22 protein-coding genes are annotated in these 20,451 nt (G+C 59.9%); 11 read left to right on the plus strand and 11 right to left on the minus strand.

Features of this window, described 5'->3' with window-relative positions; all coding sequences use genetic code 11:
- Positions 1 to 2: 2 nt before the first annotated feature.
- From B0B09_RS02600 to tyrS, 3 genes are read right to left on the minus strand one after another with little or no spacing between them, the layout of a single operon-like run.
- Positions 3 to 422, minus strand: coding sequence for a Fur family transcriptional regulator (locus tag B0B09_RS02600; protein ID WP_055292600.1), 420 nt, complete (start codon positions 420 to 422; stop codon positions 3 to 5).
- Positions 423 to 481: 59 nt separating this feature from the next.
- Entirely contained in the window at positions 482 to 1,333 is an 852-nt protein-coding gene (locus B0B09_RS02605) for a PhzF family protein (RefSeq protein ID WP_076658249.1), read from the minus strand.
- 20 nt (positions 1,334 to 1,353) lie between these two features.
- Positions 1,354 to 2,604 carry a tyrosine--tRNA ligase gene (tyrS, locus tag B0B09_RS02610; RefSeq protein WP_076658250.1) on the minus strand — a complete coding sequence of 417 codons (1,251 nt, stop codon included), beginning with the start codon at positions 2,602 to 2,604 and terminating at the stop codon, positions 1,354 to 1,356.
- A 63-nt stretch (positions 2,605 to 2,667) separates the two neighbouring features.
- Here tyrS and B0B09_RS02615 point away from each other — a divergent pair, with 63 nt between their 5' ends.
- Entirely contained in the window at positions 2,668 to 3,756 is a 1,089-nt protein-coding gene (locus B0B09_RS02615) for an anhydro-N-acetylmuramic acid kinase (RefSeq protein ID WP_076658251.1), read from the plus strand.
- A 224-nt stretch (positions 3,757 to 3,980) separates the two neighbouring features.
- Positions 3,981 to 4,604: an outer membrane protein gene (locus B0B09_RS02620; RefSeq protein ID WP_076658252.1), complete on the plus strand. Its 624-nt coding sequence runs from the start codon at positions 3,981 to 3,983 to the stop codon at positions 4,602 to 4,604.
- 118 nt (positions 4,605 to 4,722) lie between these two features.
- Here B0B09_RS02620 and B0B09_RS02625 read toward each other — a convergent pair whose 3' ends face one another.
- Genes B0B09_RS02625 through soxR form a run of 4 tightly spaced genes read right to left on the minus strand, consistent with a single transcriptional unit; the run spans position 4,723 to position 8,293 of the window.
- Complete coding sequence (locus B0B09_RS02625; RefSeq protein WP_076658253.1) at positions 4,723 to 5,532, minus strand: isocitrate lyase/PEP mutase family protein; 810 nt, start codon at positions 5,530 to 5,532, stop codon at positions 4,723 to 4,725.
- The gene (locus B0B09_RS02630; protein WP_076658254.1) at positions 5,529 to 6,590 is read right to left on the minus strand and encodes a bifunctional transcriptional activator/DNA repair enzyme AdaA; all 1,062 of its coding nucleotides are present in this window, start codon (positions 6,588 to 6,590) and stop codon (positions 5,529 to 5,531) included. Before B0B09_RS02630 ends, B0B09_RS02625 begins: the two co-directional genes overlap by 4 nt.
- Before the next feature lie 50 nt (positions 6,591 to 6,640).
- Complete coding sequence (locus tag B0B09_RS02635) at positions 6,641 to 7,816, minus strand: pyridoxal phosphate-dependent aminotransferase (RefSeq protein WP_076658255.1); 1,176 nt, start codon at positions 7,814 to 7,816, stop codon at positions 6,641 to 6,643.
- A 33-nt stretch (positions 7,817 to 7,849) separates the two neighbouring features.
- Positions 7,850 to 8,293 (minus strand): redox-sensitive transcriptional activator SoxR, encoded by a 444-nt coding sequence (gene soxR / locus B0B09_RS02640; RefSeq protein ID WP_076658256.1) that lies wholly within the window; start codon positions 8,291 to 8,293, stop codon positions 7,850 to 7,852.
- 77 nt (positions 8,294 to 8,370) lie between these two features.
- Between soxR and B0B09_RS17850 the strand changes: the two genes are divergently transcribed.
- Positions 8,371 to 8,544 carry a hypothetical protein gene (locus B0B09_RS17850; protein ID WP_165689283.1) on the plus strand — a complete coding sequence of 58 codons (174 nt, stop codon included), beginning with the start codon at positions 8,371 to 8,373 and terminating at the stop codon, positions 8,542 to 8,544.
- 2 nt (positions 8,545 to 8,546) lie between these two features.
- Complete coding sequence (locus tag B0B09_RS02645) at positions 8,547 to 8,936, plus strand: VOC family protein (protein WP_076658257.1); 390 nt, start codon at positions 8,547 to 8,549, stop codon at positions 8,934 to 8,936.
- On the opposite strand, the gene B0B09_RS02650 is transcribed toward B0B09_RS02645, so the two are convergent.
- Entirely contained in the window at positions 8,927 to 9,265 is a 339-nt protein-coding gene (locus tag B0B09_RS02650; RefSeq protein ID WP_076658258.1) for an MmcQ/YjbR family DNA-binding protein, read from the minus strand. The genes B0B09_RS02645 and B0B09_RS02650 overlap by 10 nt on opposite strands.
- A 750-nt stretch (positions 9,266 to 10,015) precedes the next feature.
- On the opposite strand from B0B09_RS02650, the gene cysS reads away from it, so the two are divergent.
- From cysS to B0B09_RS02670, 3 genes are read left to right on the plus strand one after another with little or no spacing between them, the layout of a single operon-like run.
- Positions 10,016 to 11,449, plus strand: a complete 1,434-nt coding sequence (gene cysS, locus B0B09_RS02660) for a cysteine--tRNA ligase (RefSeq protein WP_076658260.1) — start codon at positions 10,016 to 10,018, stop codon at positions 11,447 to 11,449.
- Positions 11,449 to 13,074, plus strand: a complete 1,626-nt coding sequence (cimA, locus tag B0B09_RS02665; protein WP_076658261.1) for a citramalate synthase — start codon at positions 11,449 to 11,451, stop codon at positions 13,072 to 13,074. The genes cysS and cimA overlap by 1 nt, the downstream gene beginning before the upstream one ends.
- On the plus strand, positions 13,071 to 13,838 hold the full coding sequence (locus B0B09_RS02670) for a squalene/phytoene synthase family protein (RefSeq protein ID WP_076658262.1): 768 nt from the start codon (positions 13,071 to 13,073) through the stop codon (positions 13,836 to 13,838). The genes cimA and B0B09_RS02670 overlap by 4 nt, the downstream gene beginning before the upstream one ends.
- On the opposite strand, the gene B0B09_RS02675 is transcribed toward B0B09_RS02670, so the two are convergent.
- From B0B09_RS02675 to cobA, 3 genes are all read right to left on the minus strand, one after another.
- On the minus strand, positions 13,835 to 15,049 hold the full coding sequence (locus B0B09_RS02675) for an MFS transporter (RefSeq protein WP_076658263.1): 1,215 nt from the start codon (positions 15,047 to 15,049) through the stop codon (positions 13,835 to 13,837). The two genes, B0B09_RS02670 and B0B09_RS02675, sit on opposite strands and share 4 nt — an antisense overlap.
- 44 nt (positions 15,050 to 15,093) lie before the next feature.
- Positions 15,094 to 16,347, minus strand: coding sequence for a cobyrinic acid a,c-diamide synthase CobB (locus tag B0B09_RS02680; protein ID WP_076658264.1), 1,254 nt, complete (start codon positions 16,345 to 16,347; stop codon positions 15,094 to 15,096).
- 72 nt (positions 16,348 to 16,419) lie between these two features.
- On the minus strand, positions 16,420 to 17,271 hold the full coding sequence (cobA, locus tag B0B09_RS02685; protein WP_076658265.1) for a uroporphyrinogen-III C-methyltransferase: 852 nt from the start codon (positions 17,269 to 17,271) through the stop codon (positions 16,420 to 16,422).
- Between the two features lie 98 nt (positions 17,272 to 17,369).
- Between cobA and B0B09_RS02690 the strand changes: the two genes are divergently transcribed.
- From B0B09_RS02690 to B0B09_RS02705, 4 genes are read left to right on the plus strand one after another with little or no spacing between them, the layout of a single operon-like run.
- Entirely contained in the window at positions 17,370 to 18,419 is a 1,050-nt protein-coding gene (locus B0B09_RS02690) for a cobalt-precorrin-5B (C(1))-methyltransferase (RefSeq protein ID WP_076658266.1), read from the plus strand.
- Positions 18,416 to 19,138, plus strand: coding sequence for a cobalt-precorrin-6A reductase (locus B0B09_RS02695; protein ID WP_076658267.1), 723 nt, complete (start codon positions 18,416 to 18,418; stop codon positions 19,136 to 19,138). The genes B0B09_RS02690 and B0B09_RS02695 overlap by 4 nt, the downstream gene beginning before the upstream one ends.
- On the plus strand, positions 19,120 to 19,764 hold the full coding sequence (locus B0B09_RS02700) for a DNA-3-methyladenine glycosylase family protein (protein ID WP_242654329.1): 645 nt from the start codon (positions 19,120 to 19,122) through the stop codon (positions 19,762 to 19,764). Before B0B09_RS02695 ends, B0B09_RS02700 begins: the two co-directional genes overlap by 19 nt.
- Complete coding sequence (locus B0B09_RS02705; RefSeq protein WP_055292623.1) at positions 19,761 to 20,429, plus strand: alpha/beta hydrolase; 669 nt, start codon at positions 19,761 to 19,763, stop codon at positions 20,427 to 20,429. Before B0B09_RS02700 ends, B0B09_RS02705 begins: the two co-directional genes overlap by 4 nt.
- Positions 20,430 to 20,451: the final 22 nt, after the last annotated feature.

The following is a 20,451-nucleotide window of genomic DNA, read 5'->3' on the forward strand; positions in this document are numbered from 1 at the left end:
GTTCAGTCGTCCTTATCTGTGAGGGGAACCGCATAAAGTTCGAGCCGGTGTCCCATCAGACGGTACCCCAGTTTCGCCGCGATCCGTTCCTGAAGCTCTTCGATTTCAGGGTCGACAAATTCGATCACCGCGCCCGAATGCACATCAATCAGGTGGTCATGGTGTTCGCGGTCCGCCGCCTCATAGCGCGCGCGGCCGTCGCCGAATTCGTGCTTTTCAAGGATACCGGTCTCTTCAAACAGTTTGACTGTGCGGTAAACCGTCGCCAGTGAAATGCGCGCATCGACGGCCGAGGCACGGTTATAAAGCTCTTCGACGTCCGGATGATCCTCCGCTTCCTGCAATACCGCAGCAATCGTGCGCCTTTGGTCTGTCATCCGCAGCCCATTCGCTTCGCAGCGTTCAAGAATGGTCGTCGTCATACCGGCCTCTTTGTATCCTGATCTTGTGATAGCGGGGCAGGCCGCCGGTTTCCAGAAGATTAGACCACTAGCGTGCCTTGCATCGTCCGCACAGCTTGGCCCGCGATGGTGACAGCGACAGGACTGCCATGGCGGGTCGTGGCGGAAATATTGGACGGGCGGCCCATCTTTTCGCCTTGCAGGATATCAAGCGTCAGGTCTTGGCCCAATGCCTCGGTCAGCAATGCAGCCAGTGTGGCTGCCGCACTTCCCGTGGCGGGGTCTTCGGGGATATTATCAAGCGGTGCGAACATGCGCGCGTCAATGTGGTTGCCGTCGCGGACATAGGCGTAGAGCGCGAAATCGATGCTGGCAGGGTAGGTTTCGGCCCCTTGCCGGATATGGTCAAGCGATGGCGCGCAGGCGTCCAGTGCGCCTTTGTCGCGCAGTGCGACCAGCACGAAAGGCAGCCCGATTGTGGCCTGCACAGGGGCATGCGTGGTCAGATCAATTGCCGCTTTCTCCAGTCCGAGCGCCTGTGCGACAAATGCCGGATCAGGCGTGGCGAGCCGCGTCAGCGGTGCGTCGATTGTGAATGCGGCGCTGTCGCCTGCAAAATCACAGGCGATCGGGCCAATCCCCAGCTCTAGGGTCAGTGGGCCTTCGTGGCCTGCATCGCGCAGCGCGATTGCCGTGCCGATGGTGGGATGACCCGCGAAAGGGATCTCCATTGTCGGGGTGAAGATGCGGACCTTTGCAGTATGTGCGGGATCCTTTGGCGGATACACAAAGGTCACTTCCGAGAAGTTGAATTCGCGCGCGATCTTTTGCAGATTTGCCTCGGGCAGCCCGCGCGCATCAGGAAAAACCGCGAGCTGGTTGCCGCCAAAAGCCGTGTCGGTAAAGACGTCGTAGACCAGATAATCCGTCATTGCTTTACCTCTGTCTTTCACTACGCCAGCTGCACCAAAGCATGGCGCTTTTTACCAGCGCTCAGCTTGATCGGTGTGGCAAGCTGGCTTGCATCCACCATCAGGCCCGCATCGGTCAGCGGTTCATCATTCATACGTGCACCGTTTTCTGCGATCAGGCGTTTGGCCTCTTTCCCGCTTTTGGCGAGGCCCGATTTCACGATCAACTGCACGATAGACATACCACCGCCCAACTCATCGTTTGTTAACGTCAGCGTTGGCAGGTCATCCCCGACGCCGCCTTTTTCAAAGACTTCGCGCGCCGTGGCTTCCGCTGCTTTGGCAGCCTCGGCCCCGTGCAACAGGGTTGTGACCTCATTGGCCAGAATAATCTTGGCGGCGTTGATCTCGGCCCCTTCCAGCGCGCCTAGGCGGTCACATTCTTCCACAGGCAGTTCTGTGTAAAGCTTCAGGAACCGTCCGGTGTCCGCATCGGTAGTGTTCCGCCAGAACTGCCAGAACTCATAGGGGCTGCACATATCGGCATTCAGCCAGACGGCCCCGGTCTGCGACTTGCCCATCTTGCGCCCGTCGCTGGTGGTCAGCAGGGGTGAGGTCAGGCCGTAAATTTCCTGATCCAGCACGCGGCGGGTCAGGTCGATCCCGTTGACGATATTGCCCCATTGGTCCGACCCGCCCATCTGCAACAGACAGCCATAGCGGCGGTTCAGCTCTAGAAAGTCATAGGCCTGCAGGATCATGTAGTTGAATTCGAGGAAGGACAGCGATTGTTCGCGGTCCAGCCGCGATTTCACGCTTTCAAACGACAGCATCCGGTTGATCGAGAAATGCCGCCCGATATCACGCAGGAATTCGAGGTAATTCAGCCCGTCAAGCCATTCGGCATTGTTGATCATGAGTGCGTCGGTCGGCGCATCGCCATAGCTGAGGTAGGCCGCGAACACCTGTTTGATGCCCGCGATATTCGCGTCGATCTGTTCCGGCCCCATCAGCGGGCGTTCATCCGCGCGGAAGGACGGATCACCGACCTTCGTCGTACCGCCACCCATCAGGGTGATCGGCTTGTGACCGGTCTTTTGCAGCCAGCGCAGCATCATGATCTGGATCAGCGATCCCACATGCAGCGACTTTGCCGTGGCATCAAAGCCGATATAGGCAGGCACGACCCCCTTGCTCAGCGCCTCATCAAGGCCCTGATAATCCGTGCAATCGGCCAAAAAGCCGCGCTGCATCATGACGTTCATGAAATCGGATTTCGGATGGTAGGTCATTGGCTTGTTCCCGGCATTGTCTCGGTGCACTCTATAGTGAGGACGAAGGCATAGGGAAAGTACATGTTGCAAGATGGCGTGATCACCGTGCTTGGCACCATGTCGGGCACCTCGCTTGACGGGGTGGATGCGGCCGTTTTGCACACGGATGGCAGGCAGATTGCGGGTTTCGGGCCCAGTGCCTACCGGCCCTATAGTGCCGCCGAACAAGCGGTCCTCAAGGCGCATTTGGGCCGCTGGCAGGACGCGGATTGCAGCAAGGCGGCTCAGATTATCGAAGACGCCCATATCGCTGTGATGGCACCTTTCGCGGATATCCAGCTTGCGGGGTTTCATGGGCAGACCCTTGCCCATGATCCCGGTGGGCGCGGTACCCATCAATGCGGCGACGGGGCGCGGCTGGCGGCGGCCTTGGGGTATCCTGTGGCGTGGGATTTTCGGACCGCCGATGTGGCGGCCGGCGGGCAGGGGGCGCCGCTGGCGCCTTTCTATCACTTTGCCTTGGCCAAGTGGATCAAAGCGCAAACACCGGTCGCCTTTCTGAACCTTGGCGGCGTCGGCAATATCACATGGGTCAATCCTGCCTGCGCCGCGCCCGAAGACCCTGCGGCCCTGCTGGCTTTTGATACCGGCCCTGCCAATGCGCCGATGAATGATCTAATGCGCCTGCGCCGAGGGGTGGATTATGACGCGGATGGCGCGCTGGCGGCGCAGGGGCAGGCGGATGCCGGTATCCTTGCGGCCTTCATGGCCCATCCGTATTTTGGCAAACCCGCACCCAAATCGCTCGACCGCAATGCCTTTGCAGGGCTGGTCCGTGCTGTTACAGGTTTGCCCGACGCCGATGCACTGGCCACACTTGCCGCAGCTGTGGTGCAATCTGTTGTCGCGGCATGTGCGCTTTGCCCTACCATGCCCGCACAGCTTTTGGTCACCGGCGGCGGGCGGCACAACAAGACCGTCATGGCCGGTTTGGCGCGGGCGCTGTCCTGCGCAGTGGCCCCGGTTGAATCCGTGGGTCTGGACGGCGATATGCTCGAGGCACAGGCCTTTGCCTATTTGGCAGTCAGGGCCGTGCGAGGGTATCCGTTATCAAGCCCGGAAACGACCGCTGTGCCGACCCCGCTGACGGGTGGGCGGCTGAGCAGTTAGGCAAAGCCGACAAGTATAGACGATCACGAAATCGTGCGATTGATCTAAGGCAAAAGATGGGTACCTACCTGTTTTTCTTAGAAAATCGGCCAGTTTTGGCCGACGCAAAGCGCCGCGCTCCGCCAGTTTTGGCCGATGGCTGTCACAGCCGCGTGAGCCTGGTTGAATACGGCAAAGGAAGTGTCATCTGTGCCTCGTACAACAACCGAAAAACGGAGACTACAATGACTATGACATCAAAATTCGCCCGCACGAGCATGTTGGCCGCACCCCTGGCGATCGTCGCCGGTATGGCATCAGCAGGTGGACTTTCCGAGCCAGTTGCAGCGCCTGCACCCGCACCTGTTGCTGTTGCCCCTGCGCCTGTGATGATGGGCAATGACTGGACCGGCTTCTATGTCGGTGGCCAGCTTGGCTATGGTAAACTGGACCCAAGTGTAGACACAGATCCATCCGAGCCCGATGGCGTGATCTACGGTGTGCACGCCGGTTATAACTATGACTTCGGCTCTATCGTTCTGGGTGGTGAAGTTGACTATGACCTGACAGACATCTCGCTTGATACGCCAGAGTCCGATCTGGACGGCGTTTTGCGCGCAAAAGCCAAACTTGGCTATGATGCAGGTGCCTTCATGCCATACGTGACAGCGGGCTACGCACAGGCACAGACATCTGACGACCTTGACGATGAAACAGATGGGGCATTTGCCGGTCTCGGCCTGTCCTACATGATGAGCGACTCGATCGTGCTGGGTGGTGAAGTTCTGCAACACCAGTTCGAAGATGTTGCTGACACTGCAGACGTGGACGCAACGACGCTGACACTGCGTGCATCGTTCAAGTTCTAAGAACTGACCAAAAAGGTATCCAACCGCACTGTCCCTTCCCCAAAAAACAAATGCATTGGATGCTTTGATGGGGCCTGTCAGAAATCTGACAGGCCCCATTTTTATGGCTTGGGCCTGTCTATGTCAGCAGATCGTCAATGATGTCGCTGCTGATGCCTTTTTGAAGCGGTGAAAAATCACCCGATCCGAACATGGCGGTTGCGGCATCATAAATCGCGCGGTGGGTGATCCGCGAGAGCGCAGAGCCAAGCGACAAGCGCGCGACCCCAATCTTTGCGAAATCCGCTTGGCTGTGGCGGTTGAAAGGCCCCGCAACCAGCGCGTTGACCGGCGCTGTTGTTGCCGCACAGATCCGCGCAAGTGCGGCCATATCCGGGGGCAAGGGCGCAAAAAGGCAATCTGCCCCCGCCGCCTCAAACGCCAGCAAGCGGCGGATCGCTTCATCGGTATCATAGGCCCCGGTCAAAATGCCGTCGGCACGGGCTGTCAGCACAAAATCATGCCCCAAACCACGCGCTGCCGCTGCCGCAGCGGCGATGCGTTCGACAGCGAGGTCGAAATCATACGCCGTCTGATCAGGCAGGGCGGTATCTTCGATGCAGATGCCAGCCAAACCTATCTCGGCGGCCATCCGCACCGTCTCGGCGCAAGTCTCGGGACCATCGCCGAACCCGTTCTCGAAATCACCTTGCACAGGCAGCGGTGTGGCGCTGACAATATCCTGCGCATGCGCCAGTGCCTCGTCCCGCGTGAGCGTGCCGCCATCGGGCCGACCGCGCGTAAAAGCATGGGCCGCTGAAGATGTCGCAAGGGCCTTGGCCCCCATGGCCGCCATCATCTTGGCCGACCCGCCATCCCAGACGTTCACCATCAAAAGCGGATCACCTTTGATGTGCAGTGCGCGAAATGTAGCACCAATATCGGTCATGGCTGTCTCCTGTCAGCATAGTGTTTTTCAAGGTCGATCAGATATTGCTTGCGCCAAAGCCCGCCGCCATAGCCGGTCAGCGATCCATCCGCGCCAATCACGCGGTGGCACGGGATGACGATTGCGATCTGGTTGGCGCCATTTGCGCGGGCCACAGCACGGGTGGCAAGCGGCGCGCCGATGGTGGCAGCAATCGCGCTGTAACTGCGCGTTTCGCCCGCCGGAATGGTGCGCAAACTGGCCCAGACGTTGCGGGTGAAGGCGGTTCCATGCAGGACAAGCGGCGTGGCAAACTGATCCGATGTGCGGGCAAAAAACGCGTTAAGTTCCGCTTCGATCTGGTCATGTGTTGCAAAACGACCGATCCCGATGCTGCCCTTGGCGGCTTTGCGCAGCCGTTGCATTTCCGCGGGCAGGGCCCTGCGGTCGGCGAATTCCAGCAGGTGCAGCGCGCGGTTGTCGCACACCGCGATCATATCACCCAGCGGTGTTGCGATGTGGTCGGCGCGTAAAAGCGCATCCTTGGCAAGGCTGCCGGGGGCGACACCCATCAATCGCGCAAAGGCCGCGCGAAAGGCGGAGGGGCTTTCAAACCCCGCATCCAGCTGTGCGGCAATGACCGATCCGGTGCTCAGCGCAGTGAAGCCCAGTGCCAACCGCCTGCTGCGCGCCATTTCAAGGAATGTCAGCCCAAAGTGCCGTTTGAAGGTGCGGCGTACTGTTGATGGATCAAACCCCATGCGAATGACATCCGTTTCCGACCAGCGGTGCTCGGGTTGTGTCTCAAGCGCAGCAAGAAGAGCCTTTACAGCCGGATCGCCTTGCGCCGCCGGTGACAGCGGGTGGCAGCGCTTGCAGGGGCGAAAACCTGCTTGAAGGCAGGCGGATACATCGTTGTAAAATTGACAATTTTCACGCTTTGGTTTGCGCGCAGGGCAGGTCAGCCTGCAAAAGATACCTGTCGAGGACACGCCGACAAATGCCCGCCCGTCATAGTCGGGATCGCGCGCCAAAAGCGCATCATAGAGCGTGTCATCATCAGGCAGGTCAAACATCATGACCCGACGCTAGCCGATTCTATACCGCTGTGCCGCCTGAAATCGGGCGCCTATTGCGCAGCCAGGCCGCTGGCGAAACGGATCAGGCGATTGAGTGCATCCACATATTGATCATCCGCAATCGTCATGGCGACCCGCACATGGCCCGCCGCTGCCGCACCAAAGCTTTCGCCGGGCATCACTGCGATATGTTCGGCGTCCAGCAGGGCATTGGCGAATGCCTCACCGCTCAGCCCTGTCGCGCGCAAATCCAGCATCACATACATGGCACCCTGCGCAGGTACCGCACGAACGATGTTCTGGCGTGACAGCGCCTGCAGTGTCAGATCGCGGCGGCGACGGAAGGGTGCGGCTACTTCGATTTCAACGTTGTCGCCTTGTTTCAGCGCAAATTCAGCGGCGTCCTGAATAAAGCCAGGCACGCCGTAAGTGGTATGGGTCGCTAGATTGATCATCTGGTTAATCACATTTTCCGGCCCGCAAACCCAGCCCACGCGGCTGCCGGTCATCGCGTGACTTTTCGACATTGAGCCAACAACCAATGTGCGTTCAGCCATCCCGGGCAGGCTGCGTGGGGAGAAATGGTTGCCTTCCCAAACTTGGGTTTCATAAACCTCATCCGAGATCAGCCATAGATCATTGGTGATGCAGGCCCGCGCAATCGCATCAAGCGTTTCGGTGGCATAGACAATGCCGGTCGGGTTGTTTGGCGTGTTAACCAAAAGCGACGCCGCGCCTTTTGTCATCTGCATCAAGGTATCAGCGCGGGGTTGAAAGGCCGTGTCGGGGGTGGTGACAATTGCCTTTGGCACAGCACCGGCCCCGCGGATTGTGCCGGGGTAAGTGGCATAATAAGGATCAATATAGACGGCCGTATCACCCGCGTTGCAGGTGGCCAGATGCGCGGCAAATAGCGCGGCCTGTCCACCGGGCGTGATCAGGATATTCGCAGCGGTTGTCGGCACGCCTGTCCGCGCAGTGATCCGTCTGGCAACAGTTTCGCGTAGTGTCGGTGTGCCCGGTACGGCAGCATAGCCCGTGTGCCCTCCCATTGCTGCGTTGTGCATCGCCGCGAGAATGGCAGGGCTGGTGCGGATATCATGTTCGCCGATCGTCAGTTCTGTGACCCCAACGCCTTGGGCAATCATGCGCCGCGCTTTGTAAAAGACATCCCAACCGTCAGAGCCGCCGCCGGTGATATGTGAAATGCGATGTGAAACTTCCATGAGGCGCAGGTGAACGGCCAGTCAGGTCCAAAGTCAAGTGGTTGTGGCCTTTAGGTTTCGCGGCCCCGGGCCTTCGCTGGCTTTCATATCATCGGGATTGTACAGCGCGCAGGTTTTCAGGCTGAGGCAACCGCACCCGATGCAGCCATCAAGTTTGTCGCGCAGGTCCTCAAGCGCGGCGATCCGCGCCGCGATATCGACACGGAACGCACGGCTGATCCGTGTCCAGTCGGCTTTGGACGGTGCTTTGTGATCGGGCAGGCGGCGCAGGTGCGGGGCGATATCCGACAGGCTGAACCCCAGTTTCTGTGCCGCTATCACGAAGGATAACCGGCGGATGTCCGAGCGACCGTAACGCCGATGCCCGCCTGCATTGCGCACTGGCTTGACGATATCATGGGTCTCGTAAAAGCGGATCGCCGAGACGGCCAATCCGGTTCGTGCAGCAAGGTCGCCGATGGTCAGTCCCTGAGGCATAAAAATGAGTCCTTGATCTCAAGTTAACTTGAGGAAGCAAAACAGATTCGCACATTATTGAATAGAGGAGAAAACCGATGCCAAACCAAAGCACACAGCGTTATTGCGCCGACCCAGAGGCGCTTGCGGCGTTAAAACGCGATGGCTTGGGCTGGGGGCATGATCTGGAATGCGGCTGTTTTTATGACAGTCCGCGTCGCAAATCAGGCCCGTTTGCCCGTCTCATTGCCGCATTCCAAAGGAGAACTTGAAGATGGCTCGGCTCGAACATGTGAACATCACCGTCTCTGATCCCAAAAAGACAGCGGCAATGCTGGTTGATCTTTTCGGATGGCGCATCCGCTGGGAAGGTCCAACGGTGCAGGGCGCAGGGTATACGCTGCATGTGGGTACCGACGAGAGCTATGTTGCTGTCTATACCGGACCCGATCCCGCCAAGACAGTGCCCAAAGCGCATGATGCCTATCAGATGCGTGGGGGGATGAACCATCTTGGCGTGGTCGTTGATGATCTGGATGCGGTTGAGGCGAAGGTGAAGGCCCATGGTTTCACTCCGCACAGCCATGCCGACTATGAACCCGGTCGCCGGTTCTATTTTCATGACAGTGACGGGATCGAGATTGAGGTCGTCAGCTACGCCTGACCAATCGCATCGCGGGTCTTTTTTGGTAGCGCTTTGAAGATGATGTCATATGACACGGCAATCCTATGGCGCAATTCATCTTCTGCGCTGTCAAAACTGACAAGCACCCAGCTTTTGTGGAAATAGGGGGCCTTGGTTGCGGCGCCTGCATCTATCAGCATGGCAGCGGTGTCCACGCTGTCTGTCTTGACGCAGACACCGTCAATCCGGTCACCGAAACAGGCGAACATCTTGCCGCCCACCTTCCAGCTGTCCAGCTCGGTCGTAGGGTCGGCGGCGGTGGCACCGGGCAGGGCGGCGCAGATCTGGTTGACGAAGGCGCGTGACATGGGGCGAGGATGCCCGAGAGATGGGCGGTTTGGAAGGGTGCTTTGCGGGGCGAAACAGACTTTCGCTGCACTCGCGCCAACAACTGCTTTTGTTAGACTTCAACCTCTTTGACGAAATAGTCATGGTTTACCCCAGCGATCATTAGTGTCTTACCGAGCGGAATTGGCGCCTCCCTCGCACGATTGTAGACCCCTATCGTGTCCTTGATCTTTGGGTCAGCGTTTAACGCAGCACGAGCTTGATCGCGTCGATGATCCTCGCGCATGTCGATTATTTGAAAAGGATCATAAAACCGCTTGGAGTTTGATCGCAGGCAAGAAGTGATCACAACGTCGTCGTCCAAGTCTTGGCATATAAGCCTCTCCAGGAAAAGACGCAGATTTGTACTCTTGGGAGCGCGGAGTTTTCTCACAATGCTCCCGTCGCTTGCGTACTGGGTGACCAGATACTCGGTCCTCTTAGTCATCATACCCTCTTTAACGTTAGATGTGCCGATGTTTGCCAACGCAAAATAGCTGACATTCGCTCCGAGCGCAGCATGGTTCAGGCGGGGATCAAAGCAGCCCCCGCGCTGTCCAAGTTATTCTAGACGCAGTTCCCGTGACCTGCTATCCCGCCCTCATGAAGAACACCTGCATCATTACCTGCTGCATTATTATCTGCTGACATCAGTCGCGGGTTGCTCTTTCACGTTTCAAAACAAAACTGAACTTGGTAAGCCCGCGGCGTAACGCACGTGCGAGGCACCTATGACGACGATCCGCTTGAACAATACAAAGACCCGCCGCCGCGAGGACTTTGTTCCGATTGATCCGCAAAACGTGCGTTTGTACCTCTGCGGGCCGACGGTCTATGACCGCGCGCATATCGGCAACCTGCGGCCCTCGCTGGTGTTTGACGTGCTGTTTCGCCTTCTCAAAGAGGTCTATGGCAAGGGTCATGTCACCTACGTACGCAATTTCACCGATGTAGACGACAAGATCAACGCGCGTGCTGCTGAAACGGGCCGTGCGATTGGCGATATCACGGCAGAAACGATCCAGTGGTATCACGATGATCTGGATGCGGTGGGTCTGCAACGCCCCACCCATGAGCCGCGCGCGACCGACCACATCCCGCAGATGATCGCGATGATCGAAGATTTGATCGCCAAGGATCACGCCTATGAGGCCGAGGGCCATGTGCTCTTTGCGGTGGAAAGCTATGAGGCTTACGGCGCGCTGTCTGGCCGGTCGATCGACGATATGATCGCCGGTGCGCGGGTCGAGGTGGCCCCCTACAAGCGCAATCCAATGGATTTTGTCCTGTGGAAACCCTCGGGTGACGGTGTGCCGGGATGGAACAGCCCTTGGGGCTATGGTCGTCCGGGCTGGCATATCGAATGTTCCGCCATGAGCCACGAATTGTTGGGCGAAAGTTTCGACATTCACGGCGGTGGCAACGATCTGCAATTCCCGCACCATGAAAACGAGATTGCGCAATCCGCTTGCGCCCATCCGGATGGCGAATTTGCGCGCTACTGGGTCCATAACGAGATGTTGCAGGTCGAGGGCAAGAAGATGTCCAAGTCCTTGGGCAATTTCTTTACTATCCGCGACCTGCTGGATCAGGGCGTCCCGGGCGAGGTGATCCGTTTGGTCATGCTGGGCACGCATTACAGCAAGACAATGGACTGGACCGAGGCCCGCCGAACCGAGGCGGAAGGGACGCTGCGCAAGTGGTACGGCATCCTGCATGGGCACGGTTTTGGCCCCGAACTCATTGCCGCGCTGCGCGCGGAAGGCAAATGGCAGCCTGATGCCGAATTTCTTGGTGTATTGGCAAATGACTTGAACACCTCTGGGGCCTTGTCGCGGTTGCATGTGTTGTCGAAAGGGAAAACGCCGGTGTCGCTTGCGGGCTTTGCCCATGGCATGGAAATGCTGGGGCTGATCAATGACTGGTCCGATATTCCGCAATTCGATGGCGGCGAGGCCGGTGATGGTGTCGCCCCTGCGATTGCCGCGCGCGTTGATGCTTTGCTGGCCGACCGCGCCGCAGCGCGGGCCGCCAAGGATTGGGCGCGTGCCGATCAAGTGCGCGATATCCTCAATGCCGCAGGTGTGCAGGTCACGGACGTCGGCGGGCAGGCGACATGGACGCCGGGCCCCGATTTTGACGCGGCCAAACTGGAGGGGATGTGATGGCCAAAGAACGTCTCTACCTCTTCGACACCACATTGCGCGACGGGGCGCAAACCCAAGGGGTGCAGTTTTCCGCCGGTGAAAAGCACCAGATCGCGGCCGTTCTGGACAGTCTGGGGCTTGATTACATCGAAGGCGGCTGGCCGGGTGCGAACCCGACCGACACCGAGTTTTTCGCAAATCCACCGCAAACCAAGGCCACCTTTACCGCCTTTGGCATGACCAAGCGCAATGGCCGCTCGGCCGAGAATGACGACGTGCTGGCGGCGGTGATGAATGCGGGCACGGCGGCGGTCTGTCTGGTGGGCAAGGCCCATGATTTCCATGTGACGACCGCCCTTGGCATCAGCCTTGCGGACAACATCGAGAACGTCGCCGCGAGCTTTGCCCATCTCACAGCGCAGGGCCGCGAGGGGCTCTTTGACGCCGAGCATTTCTTTGATGGCTATAAGGCCAACCCGGACTATGCCTTGCAGGTCGTGCATGCGGCCTACGCGGCTGGTGCGCGCTGGATCGTGCTCTGCGATACCAATGGCGGTGTGCTGCCGCATGAGGTGTCGCAGATCGTCACGGAGGTGATTGCCAGCGGCATTCCGGGCGATCATCTGGCGATCCATACCCACAACGACACCGAAAACGCGGTGGCCAATTCACTGGCGGCGGTGCTGGCGGGCGTGCGGCAGGTGCAGGGGACGCTGAACGGGCTGGGCGAACGCTGTGGCAATGCCAACCTGACTACGCTGATCCCGACGCTGCTGCTGAAAGAGCCCTATGCCAGCCGGTTTGAAACCGGTGTCACGCCCGCAGCGCTCAAAGGTTTGCGCCGTGCGTCGCGCCTGCTGGATGATATTCTGAACCGTGTGCCCGCCAAACAGGCGCCCTATGTGGGTGCCTCGGCCTTTGCGCATAAATCGGGGCTGCATGCCTCGGCCATTGCCAAGGATCCCAGCACCTATGAACACGTCGACCCCGCGTTGGTCGGCAACACGCGGATTGTACCCATGTCGAACCAGGCGGGGCAGTCCAACCTGCGCGCGCGCCTGCTTGAGGCAGGGCTCGAGGTCGCGGCCGATGATCCCGCCTTGGCGCGGATTGTCGAACGGGTGAAGGAACGCGAGGCGCAGGGCTATTCCTATGACACGGCACAGGCCAGTTTCGAGCTTTTGGCGCGCGAAGAGCTTGGCGCCTTGCCCCGTTTTTTTGAGGTCAAACGCTACCGCGTCACCGTCGAGCGGCGCAAGAACAAGCGCAACCAGATGGTGTCAATCTCCGAGGCGGTTGTTGTCACCAAGGTGCGCGGGCAGAAAATGCTGAACGTCAGTGAAAGCCAAGGTCCCGATGGGTCAGATCAGGGTCCTGTCAACGCGCTGGCCCGCGCTCTCTCCAAGGATTTGGGTCCCTATCAGGACATCATCGACGATATGCAACTTGTTGATTTTAAAGTGCGTATCACCAATGGCGGCACTGAGGCTGTGACCCGTGTCATCATCGACAGCGAGGATGGCAAGGGCAGGTCTTGGTCGACTGTGGGGGTGAGTGCGAATATTGTCGACGCCTCTTTTGATGCGCTGATTGACGCGATCAACTGGAAACTGATCCGTGATGGTGCAAAGGCAGATGCATGAGCTTTGAGGCCTGCGCTGCACTGGTTGAAAAGGCCGATCCGCTGCGGTTTCGGGCGGCGATGGCAGCCTCCGTTCCCGCGCGGAAAATCCTGTTTCCACTCTATGCGTTCAACGTTGAAGTCGCGCGCGCCCCGTGGGTGACGCAAGAGGCGATGATTGCCGAAATGCGCCTGCAATGGTGGCGTGATGCGCTGGAAGAGATCGCCGCCGGCAAAACACCACGGCGCCATGAGGTGGTGGATGCGCTGGCAGGGTGTCTGGATGCAGAAGGCGCGCGCTGTCTGGACGGTTTGGTCGCCGCGCGGCGGTGGGATGTCTATTCCGAGCCTTTCGAGGACCGCGCGCATTTTGATGAATATATCAACGCCACCTCGGCGCATCTGATGTGGACCGCCGCCCGCCTGTTGGGTGAGGCAGATGAAGGGGTTGTGCGTGATTTCGGTTATGGCGTCGGGGTTGCGAATATTCTTCAGGCCTATCCCGCGCTCAATGGTCAGGGCCGCAAGCCTTTGGCCGATACCAGCGACGCCGCCATTGCGGCGTTGGCCGCCTCTGGTCAGGCGCGTCTGGACAAGGCGCGCAAAAGCCGCCGTTCTGTATCAAAGGCGGCGGGGGCTGCGTTGATTGCTGGCTATCATGCGCGGCCTGTGCTGCAACGGGTTCAGCGTGAACCGGCACGTGTTGTGGCGGATGCGCTTGATGTGAACCCCGCGCGCGACAGTCTGCGGTTCCTGAACGTGTCGTTGCGCGGCTGGTGGTGCTAGACCGCCATTCTGGGTTGCCGCACCAGCCAGATCAGTGACCCGCCAGCCAGCACGAGAAACGGAACCATTGCAAGGTTCACCGCATTCCAGCCCTCGACAGCGGTGCCGCCCGAGCAGTTCATCAAACCGCCCGAGGCCAGCGAAGCCACAGTCACCATGCCAAAGACGATCATGTCGTTCATGCCTTGCACTGCGCCGCGCTCTTCTGGACGGTGCGCGCCTGCCAGCATGGTTGTGGCCCCGATAAAGCCAAAGTTCCAGCCAAGCCCCAAAAGGATCAGCGCAATGTAGAAATTGGTCAGCGCGACACCGGACAACGCCACGATCCCGGCGAAAGCAAGAATGACCAGCCCGAGCGAGACGATCCGCTCGACGCCGAAACGCGCAATCAGGTGGCCGGTGAAGAAGGAGGGCGCAAACATCGCCAGAACGTGGGCCGAGACGATGTCATTGGCGTTGGCTGTGGTAAAGCCACAGCCCACAACGGCCAAAGGTGTCGAGGTCATCACGAGGTTCATCAGGGAATAGGACACCATCGCGCAGATGATCGCGACAAGCACCCGTGGGTCGCGCAGCAGTTCGAGCCGCGACCGCCCGACCACCGCTGTGGTTTCCGGTTCGCGTTTCGTGCCTTTGGGCAGGTCGAGCCAGAGAAACAGGAGCATCCCGACAAGGTTCAGCACGATGATGGCCATATAGGTCCCAAGGAAGGGCACAACATAGGCGTCTTGCACCAGCTTGTTGAGTTGCGGGCCAATCACCGCCGAGAGAAGCCCGCCAGCCATCACGTAGGAGATGGCTTTTGGACGGAACGCCTCTGAGGCAGTATCGGTCGCGGCGAAGCGGTAAAAACCCTGTGCGGACATATAGATGCCGGTGAGATATGAGCCAGCCAGCAGAATAATAAATGAACCTGTATAAAGACCGTAGGCCGAGACAGCTGCCCCCATGGCCCCCGCAAAGGCCCCGATGAAAAAGCCGAAGCGGCGGCCGTTGCGTTGCATCAAGGGGCTGATCCAGGGTGCTGTGGTCATGGACCCGAAGACGATGAACGAGATCGGCAGGGTGGCAAGACAGGGGTTCGTGGCCAGTTGCCCACCCGCAAGTCCGCCCACGACAAAGATCATCGGAAGTTGCGCGCCCAGAATGGCCTGAGCAAGCACCAGAACGGCCACATTACGTTTGGCCCGTGTGTCATCAGCTATTATCATTTCGACATCGTTACGCCTGCGCCTGAGGCAGGGCAAGGGCTTGGTTAAGCGGCGTCGATAATATGGGCGAAGCTGCCGCTGACATTGTCACGGATCAACCCCATGGCGGGCAGGGGCGTGCCTTCGGCGTCGGTGGCCGCAAAAAGCGGTGTGCCGCTGGCCTTCAGGGTTGTGGCATAGTGGAATTCATGCCCCTTCCACGCGCCGGCAAAGGGACCCGCCAGCGCCTGCAGGTCGCGATAGCCCAGATGCAAGGCGCGTTTCTCAAAGGACGTTTCCAAAGCGAGAAGCCCGGCCATTTGATGCGCCGTGCCCTCTGCGTCAATCAGCACCGCGCCCAAGGTCATATAGCCCCCGCATTCGCCGTAAATCTGGGCATTTGATCTGCGCAACGATCCAAGAAAGCGGGCGTTCGCCGCAAGGCGTCCGGCGTAGAGTTCGGGATAGCCGCCGGGCAGATAGATAAGGTCTGCATCCGGCGCGGCCTCATCTGCGAGGGGGGAGAAGAACTGCAAGTCCGCCCCCGCGTCGCGCCAGTCTTGCAGCAAGTGCGGATAGCAAAAGGCAAAGGCCGCGTCTTGGGCGATTGCAATGCGCTGCGCTGGCGGAATGGCTTTGTGAGACGGTCCGGATGCGTATGCGGTGGGGTGCAACATGGCTTGAATTGCATCCATGTCGCAGTGATTTGCGATCAGGGTAGCGGCTGCATCAAGATACGCCTCAAGGTCAGGCCTTTCCTGCGCCTGCACCAGACCGAGATGCCGTGACGGCTGGCTCAGGGCCGCTGTGCGGGGAATAACGCCGAGGATAGGTACATTTGCAAGCGCGCGCCGGAGCATGGCTTCGTGTCGGGGCGACCCCACGTTGTTGAGGATCACGCCCGCAATATGCACATCCGCGTCATGGGCCATGAACCCGTGCACCAAGGGCGCGACTGACCCTGCCATTTTGCCGGCATCCACGATCAGGATCACAGGCAGACCCAAGATGCGCGCAAGATCGGCAGTCGCCCCTTTGCTGTCGGGTGGGGCGCCGTCAAACAGCCCCATTGCCCCTTCGATAATAAGCGGCAGAGGGCCGGTGGCCAGTGACGTGATGCGCGCGGCGGTCATGGCCCATGCGTCAAGGTTCAGGCAGGGCTGTCCGCAGGCGGCTTCGTGAAAGCGCGGATCAATGTAATCTGGACCTGATTTTGCGCCGCGCACTGCGATGCCGCGGTTCTTGAGCGCGCGCAGTATGCCCAAGGTGACAGTTGTTTTGCCGCTGCCGGAAGCAGGGGCTGCGAAAATGAAGCTCATCGCGCGAGGAGGCGCGGGGATGCCTCCGGCGGAAGTTTGATCGGACATGGAAAGTAGGGCGGCATTGATGCCTCAGGCAGATTCAGCAGGGCGGCCACGGCCCAAAGGATCAAGATTGCGCGGCGGGTTCCCTGCAGCCATCCCCTGCCAGTCGAGCACCTGCCGCATCAGCACCGATTGCCCGATGCAGATAATCGCAGGCGGGGCCAGTGCGGCGGCAGCGATGTCTGCGACAATGGTTCCGAGTGTGGTTTCGAGCACCTGTTGGTCTTCGGTCGTGGCAGTCGTGACCACAGCGACAGGTTCATGCATGCTGCGCCCTGCAGTGATCAGTTGTTCGGCAATCTGGGCGATGTGTTTCATGCCCATATAGATGACGATGACCTGACTGCCTTTGGAGATGCTGGCCCAGTCAAGTGAACTGGGCGTGTTGCCGGACTGGTCGTGGCCTGTGACGAAAGTTACCGACTGGTTCACATCACGGTGGGTGACGGGGATACCCGCGTAGGCCAGCCCGCCGATCCCTGCAGAGATACCGGGGATGATACGGATCGGGATGTTATGTTGCACGAGGGTCTGGGCCTCTTCACCGCCGCGCCCGAAGACGAAAGGATCGCCGCCTTTCAGACGCAGGACACGTTTGCCTGCGCGCGCAAGATCAACCAGCCGCAGAGAGATGTCGCGCTGTTTGGCAGAGGGTTTGCCGCCGCGTTTGCCTGCATAGATATGTTCGGCCTGCGGGGCCCATGACAGGATTTGTTCCTGTACCAGTGCATCATAGATCACCACATCCGCCTGACGAAGTGCGTTGACCGCATGGAGCGTCAACAGCCCCGGATCACCCGGACCCGCGCCACAAAGCCAGACCCAGCCGCGTTCCAGCGTGGGCCATGTGTGGGAGGGAAGGGGGATATCGGTGCTCATGCCCCCTTTATGCCGCCGATTGCGGGGCTTGGAAAGGTGGCAAACGACCTCGTATTGGTGATTGCCGTCACCGCCCGCCCTGCCTATCGTCGCGCGCAATGAGTGATGACACCACACCCCAATTGCGCCGTGGCTGGACCACGGGGGCCTGTGCAACGGCGGCGACCAAAGCGGCTTTGATGCGTCTTTGGGGCGGTGCCTTTGTGCGCGAGGTGGGGATCGTGTTGCCCAAGGGCGAAACGCCGGTCTTTCCGCTGGCCTTGGCGGAGGCAGGCGAGGGCTGGGCGCGTGTGGGGATTACCAAGGACGCAGGCGATGATCCCGATGTCACGCATGGCGCGCTGATTGTCGTGACAGTGCGCCCGTCCGATAAGGGCATTGTTTTTCAGGCAGGTGAAGGGGTGGGGACAGTCACCAAACCCGGACTGCCGATTGGCGTGGGCGAGCCTGCGATCAATCCGGTGCCCCGTCAGATGATGACGGACGTTGTTGAAGAAATGGCAGCGCACTACGGGCAGCGCCCTGATGTGGTAATCGAGGTGTCCGTGCCCGGAGGTGCAGAGATTGCGCTCAAGACATGGAACCCTCGTTTGGGAATTACGGGGGGGCTGTCGATCCTTGGGACGACAGGTGTTGTGCGGCCCTTTAGTTGCGCGGCCTGGATCGCCTCGATCCATCGCGGAATAGATGTGGCTCGTGCGGCGGGTCTGACCCATGTGGCCGGATGCACGGGGGCCACATCGGAGGCAACTGTGCAGGCGCTTTATGCGCTGCCCGATCACGCGATGCTGGATATGGGCGATTTCGCGGGGGGGATGCTGAAGTATCTGGTCAAACACCCTGTCGGGCGCGTCACGATTGGTGGCGGTATCGGCAAGATCACGAAACTTGCGCAAGGCGCGGTGGATTTGCACTCTGCGCGCAGTCAGGTGGATTTTGCAGGGCTTGCGGCGATGGTGGGTGATCTGCGCGTGGCAGAGGCGAACACAGCGCTTGAGGCCTATGAGATTGCAGGGCCTATGATGGCGCAAAAGGTTGCTGATCAGGCACTGGCGCAGGTGCAGGCGCGGTTCGGCGCGGCGGGGATTACCTATGATATCATCATCATCGACCGCAAAGGCACGATTATCGCAAGGGCTGGCGTATGACTTTGTTGATCCTTGGCGGCACCGGAGAGGCGCGGCAGATCGCGGACCGCTTGCAGGGGTATGATGCGGTGATCTCGCTGGCCGGTGCAACGCGGGCGCCGGCGGCGCAGTCTTTGCCCACACGGATCGGCGGCTTTGGTGGGGCGGACGGGTTTCGCACCTATCTGCAAGAGGCGGGCATCACCGCTGTTCTGGATGCGACGCATCCCTTTGCCCATCGCATCACAACGCGAACAGCATCCATTTGCCAGTCACTTGGCTTGCCTTACGTGCAGTTCCTGCGCCCCCCATGGACGCCCGAGACAGGGGACAACTGGATCGAGATTACTTCGGAGACAGAGGCTGCGGCCCATATTCCAGAAGGCTCGGTTGTGTTTCTTGGCACGGGGCGTCAGACGCTGGACCGTTTTGCCAATCTGACCGGGCGCGAGGTGATCTGTCGCCAGATCGATCCGCCCGACAAGCCGTTTCCGTTTGCGGGCGGGCGGTTTCTGGTCGGGCGGCCACCGTTCTCGGTCGCGGATGAAGTGGCGCTCTTTACTGCGCTGGGCGTGCAGTATCTGGTGGTCAAGAACGCGGGTGGTGCGGCCAGCGGCACCAAGCTGACGGCTGCGCGGCAACTGGGTATTCCTGTGCTGATGATCGCGCGGCCACCGCAAGGCGATTGGCCTGTGGTCGCGACAGTCGAGGCCGCACGCGCTTGGGTGAACGCCTTGTGAGAGAACGCGTGATCATCGGGGATGCCTGCATCGCGGAGGGAGCGGCGTGGCTTGGCCGCAATGATGCGCGGTTTGCCCGCGCGATGGAAGGGCTGCCACCTTTGCCGCTGCGCCTGAAACCGGACGGCTTCGCGGAACTCCTCAGTGCGATTGTCAGCCAACAGGTCAGCGTCGCGTCGGCCAATGCGATCTGGGCAAGGTTGCAGGGGGCAGGGATGACAGAACCGCATCCGGTGGCCGCCGCCCGCACGGATGAACTGCGCGCGCTGGGCCTGAGCCAGCAAAAGGCGCGCTATGCCCATGCTTTGGCCAGTGCCGGAATTGATTATGAGGCTCTGCGCCAAATGCCAGCGCATGATGTGATCAAGACCCTCACCGCTGTACCCGGGATCGGCGCGTGGACAGCCGAAGTTTATGTGATGTTCTCGTTGGGTCGGGCGGATGTCTTTGCGCCGGGTGATCTTGCGTTGCAGGAGGCAGCACGCTTGATCTTTGATCTGCCCGCGCGCCCGAAAGAAAGAGAGCTGCGTGTGATGTCCGAGGCTTGGTCGCCGTGGCGATCGGTTGCAGCGCGCATCATGTGGGCCTACTACAAACATAGCAAACAAAGAGAAGGCATCAGATGACACGGGCTTTGGAAGCACAGCGGCGCGAACCGGTCTCGGGCGAGACCCGTTCTTGTGTAGTTTTCCTGCATGGCTATGGCGCCAATGCAGCGGATTTGATCGGGTTGGCGGATCCGCTGGCCGAGCATATGCCGGATACGCTTTTCATCGCACCCGATGCGCCCGAGGCCTGTATCGCAGCCCCGATGGGACTTCAGTGGTTTCCGATTCCGTGGATTGACGGCTCAAGCGAGGAAGAAAGCCGCGCGGGGATGGAAAACGCGGCGGCTGATCTGGATGCGTTTCTTGATGGAGTGATGGTTGATGAAGATCTGCTGCCTGAACAAGTGATCGTGCTTGGCTTTTCGCAGGGTACGATGATGGCGTTGCATGTGGTGCCACGCCGCGAAGATGCCATTGCGGGGGTCGTTGCCTTTTCGGGGCGTCTGCTGGAACCGGAGACGCTGGCTGATGAAGCGCAAAGCAAACCTCCAGTTCTGCTGATCCACGGGGATGCGGATGATGTCGTCCCGCCACAATCGCTGCCGCAGGCGGCCGAGGCGCTGCAAGAGGCGGGCTGGACCGAGGTCTATGCCCATATCATGAAGGGCACAGGGCATGGCATTGCGCCAGACGGGCTACAGGTCGCGCTGGCGTTCATGCGCGACCGTTTCGGCATGGGGTGATCGGCGGCGTCGCTTGATCTTG

It is taken from the genome of Yoonia rosea, assembly GCF_900156505.1.
GTDB lineage: Bacteria > Pseudomonadota > Alphaproteobacteria > Rhodobacterales > Rhodobacteraceae > Yoonia > Yoonia rosea.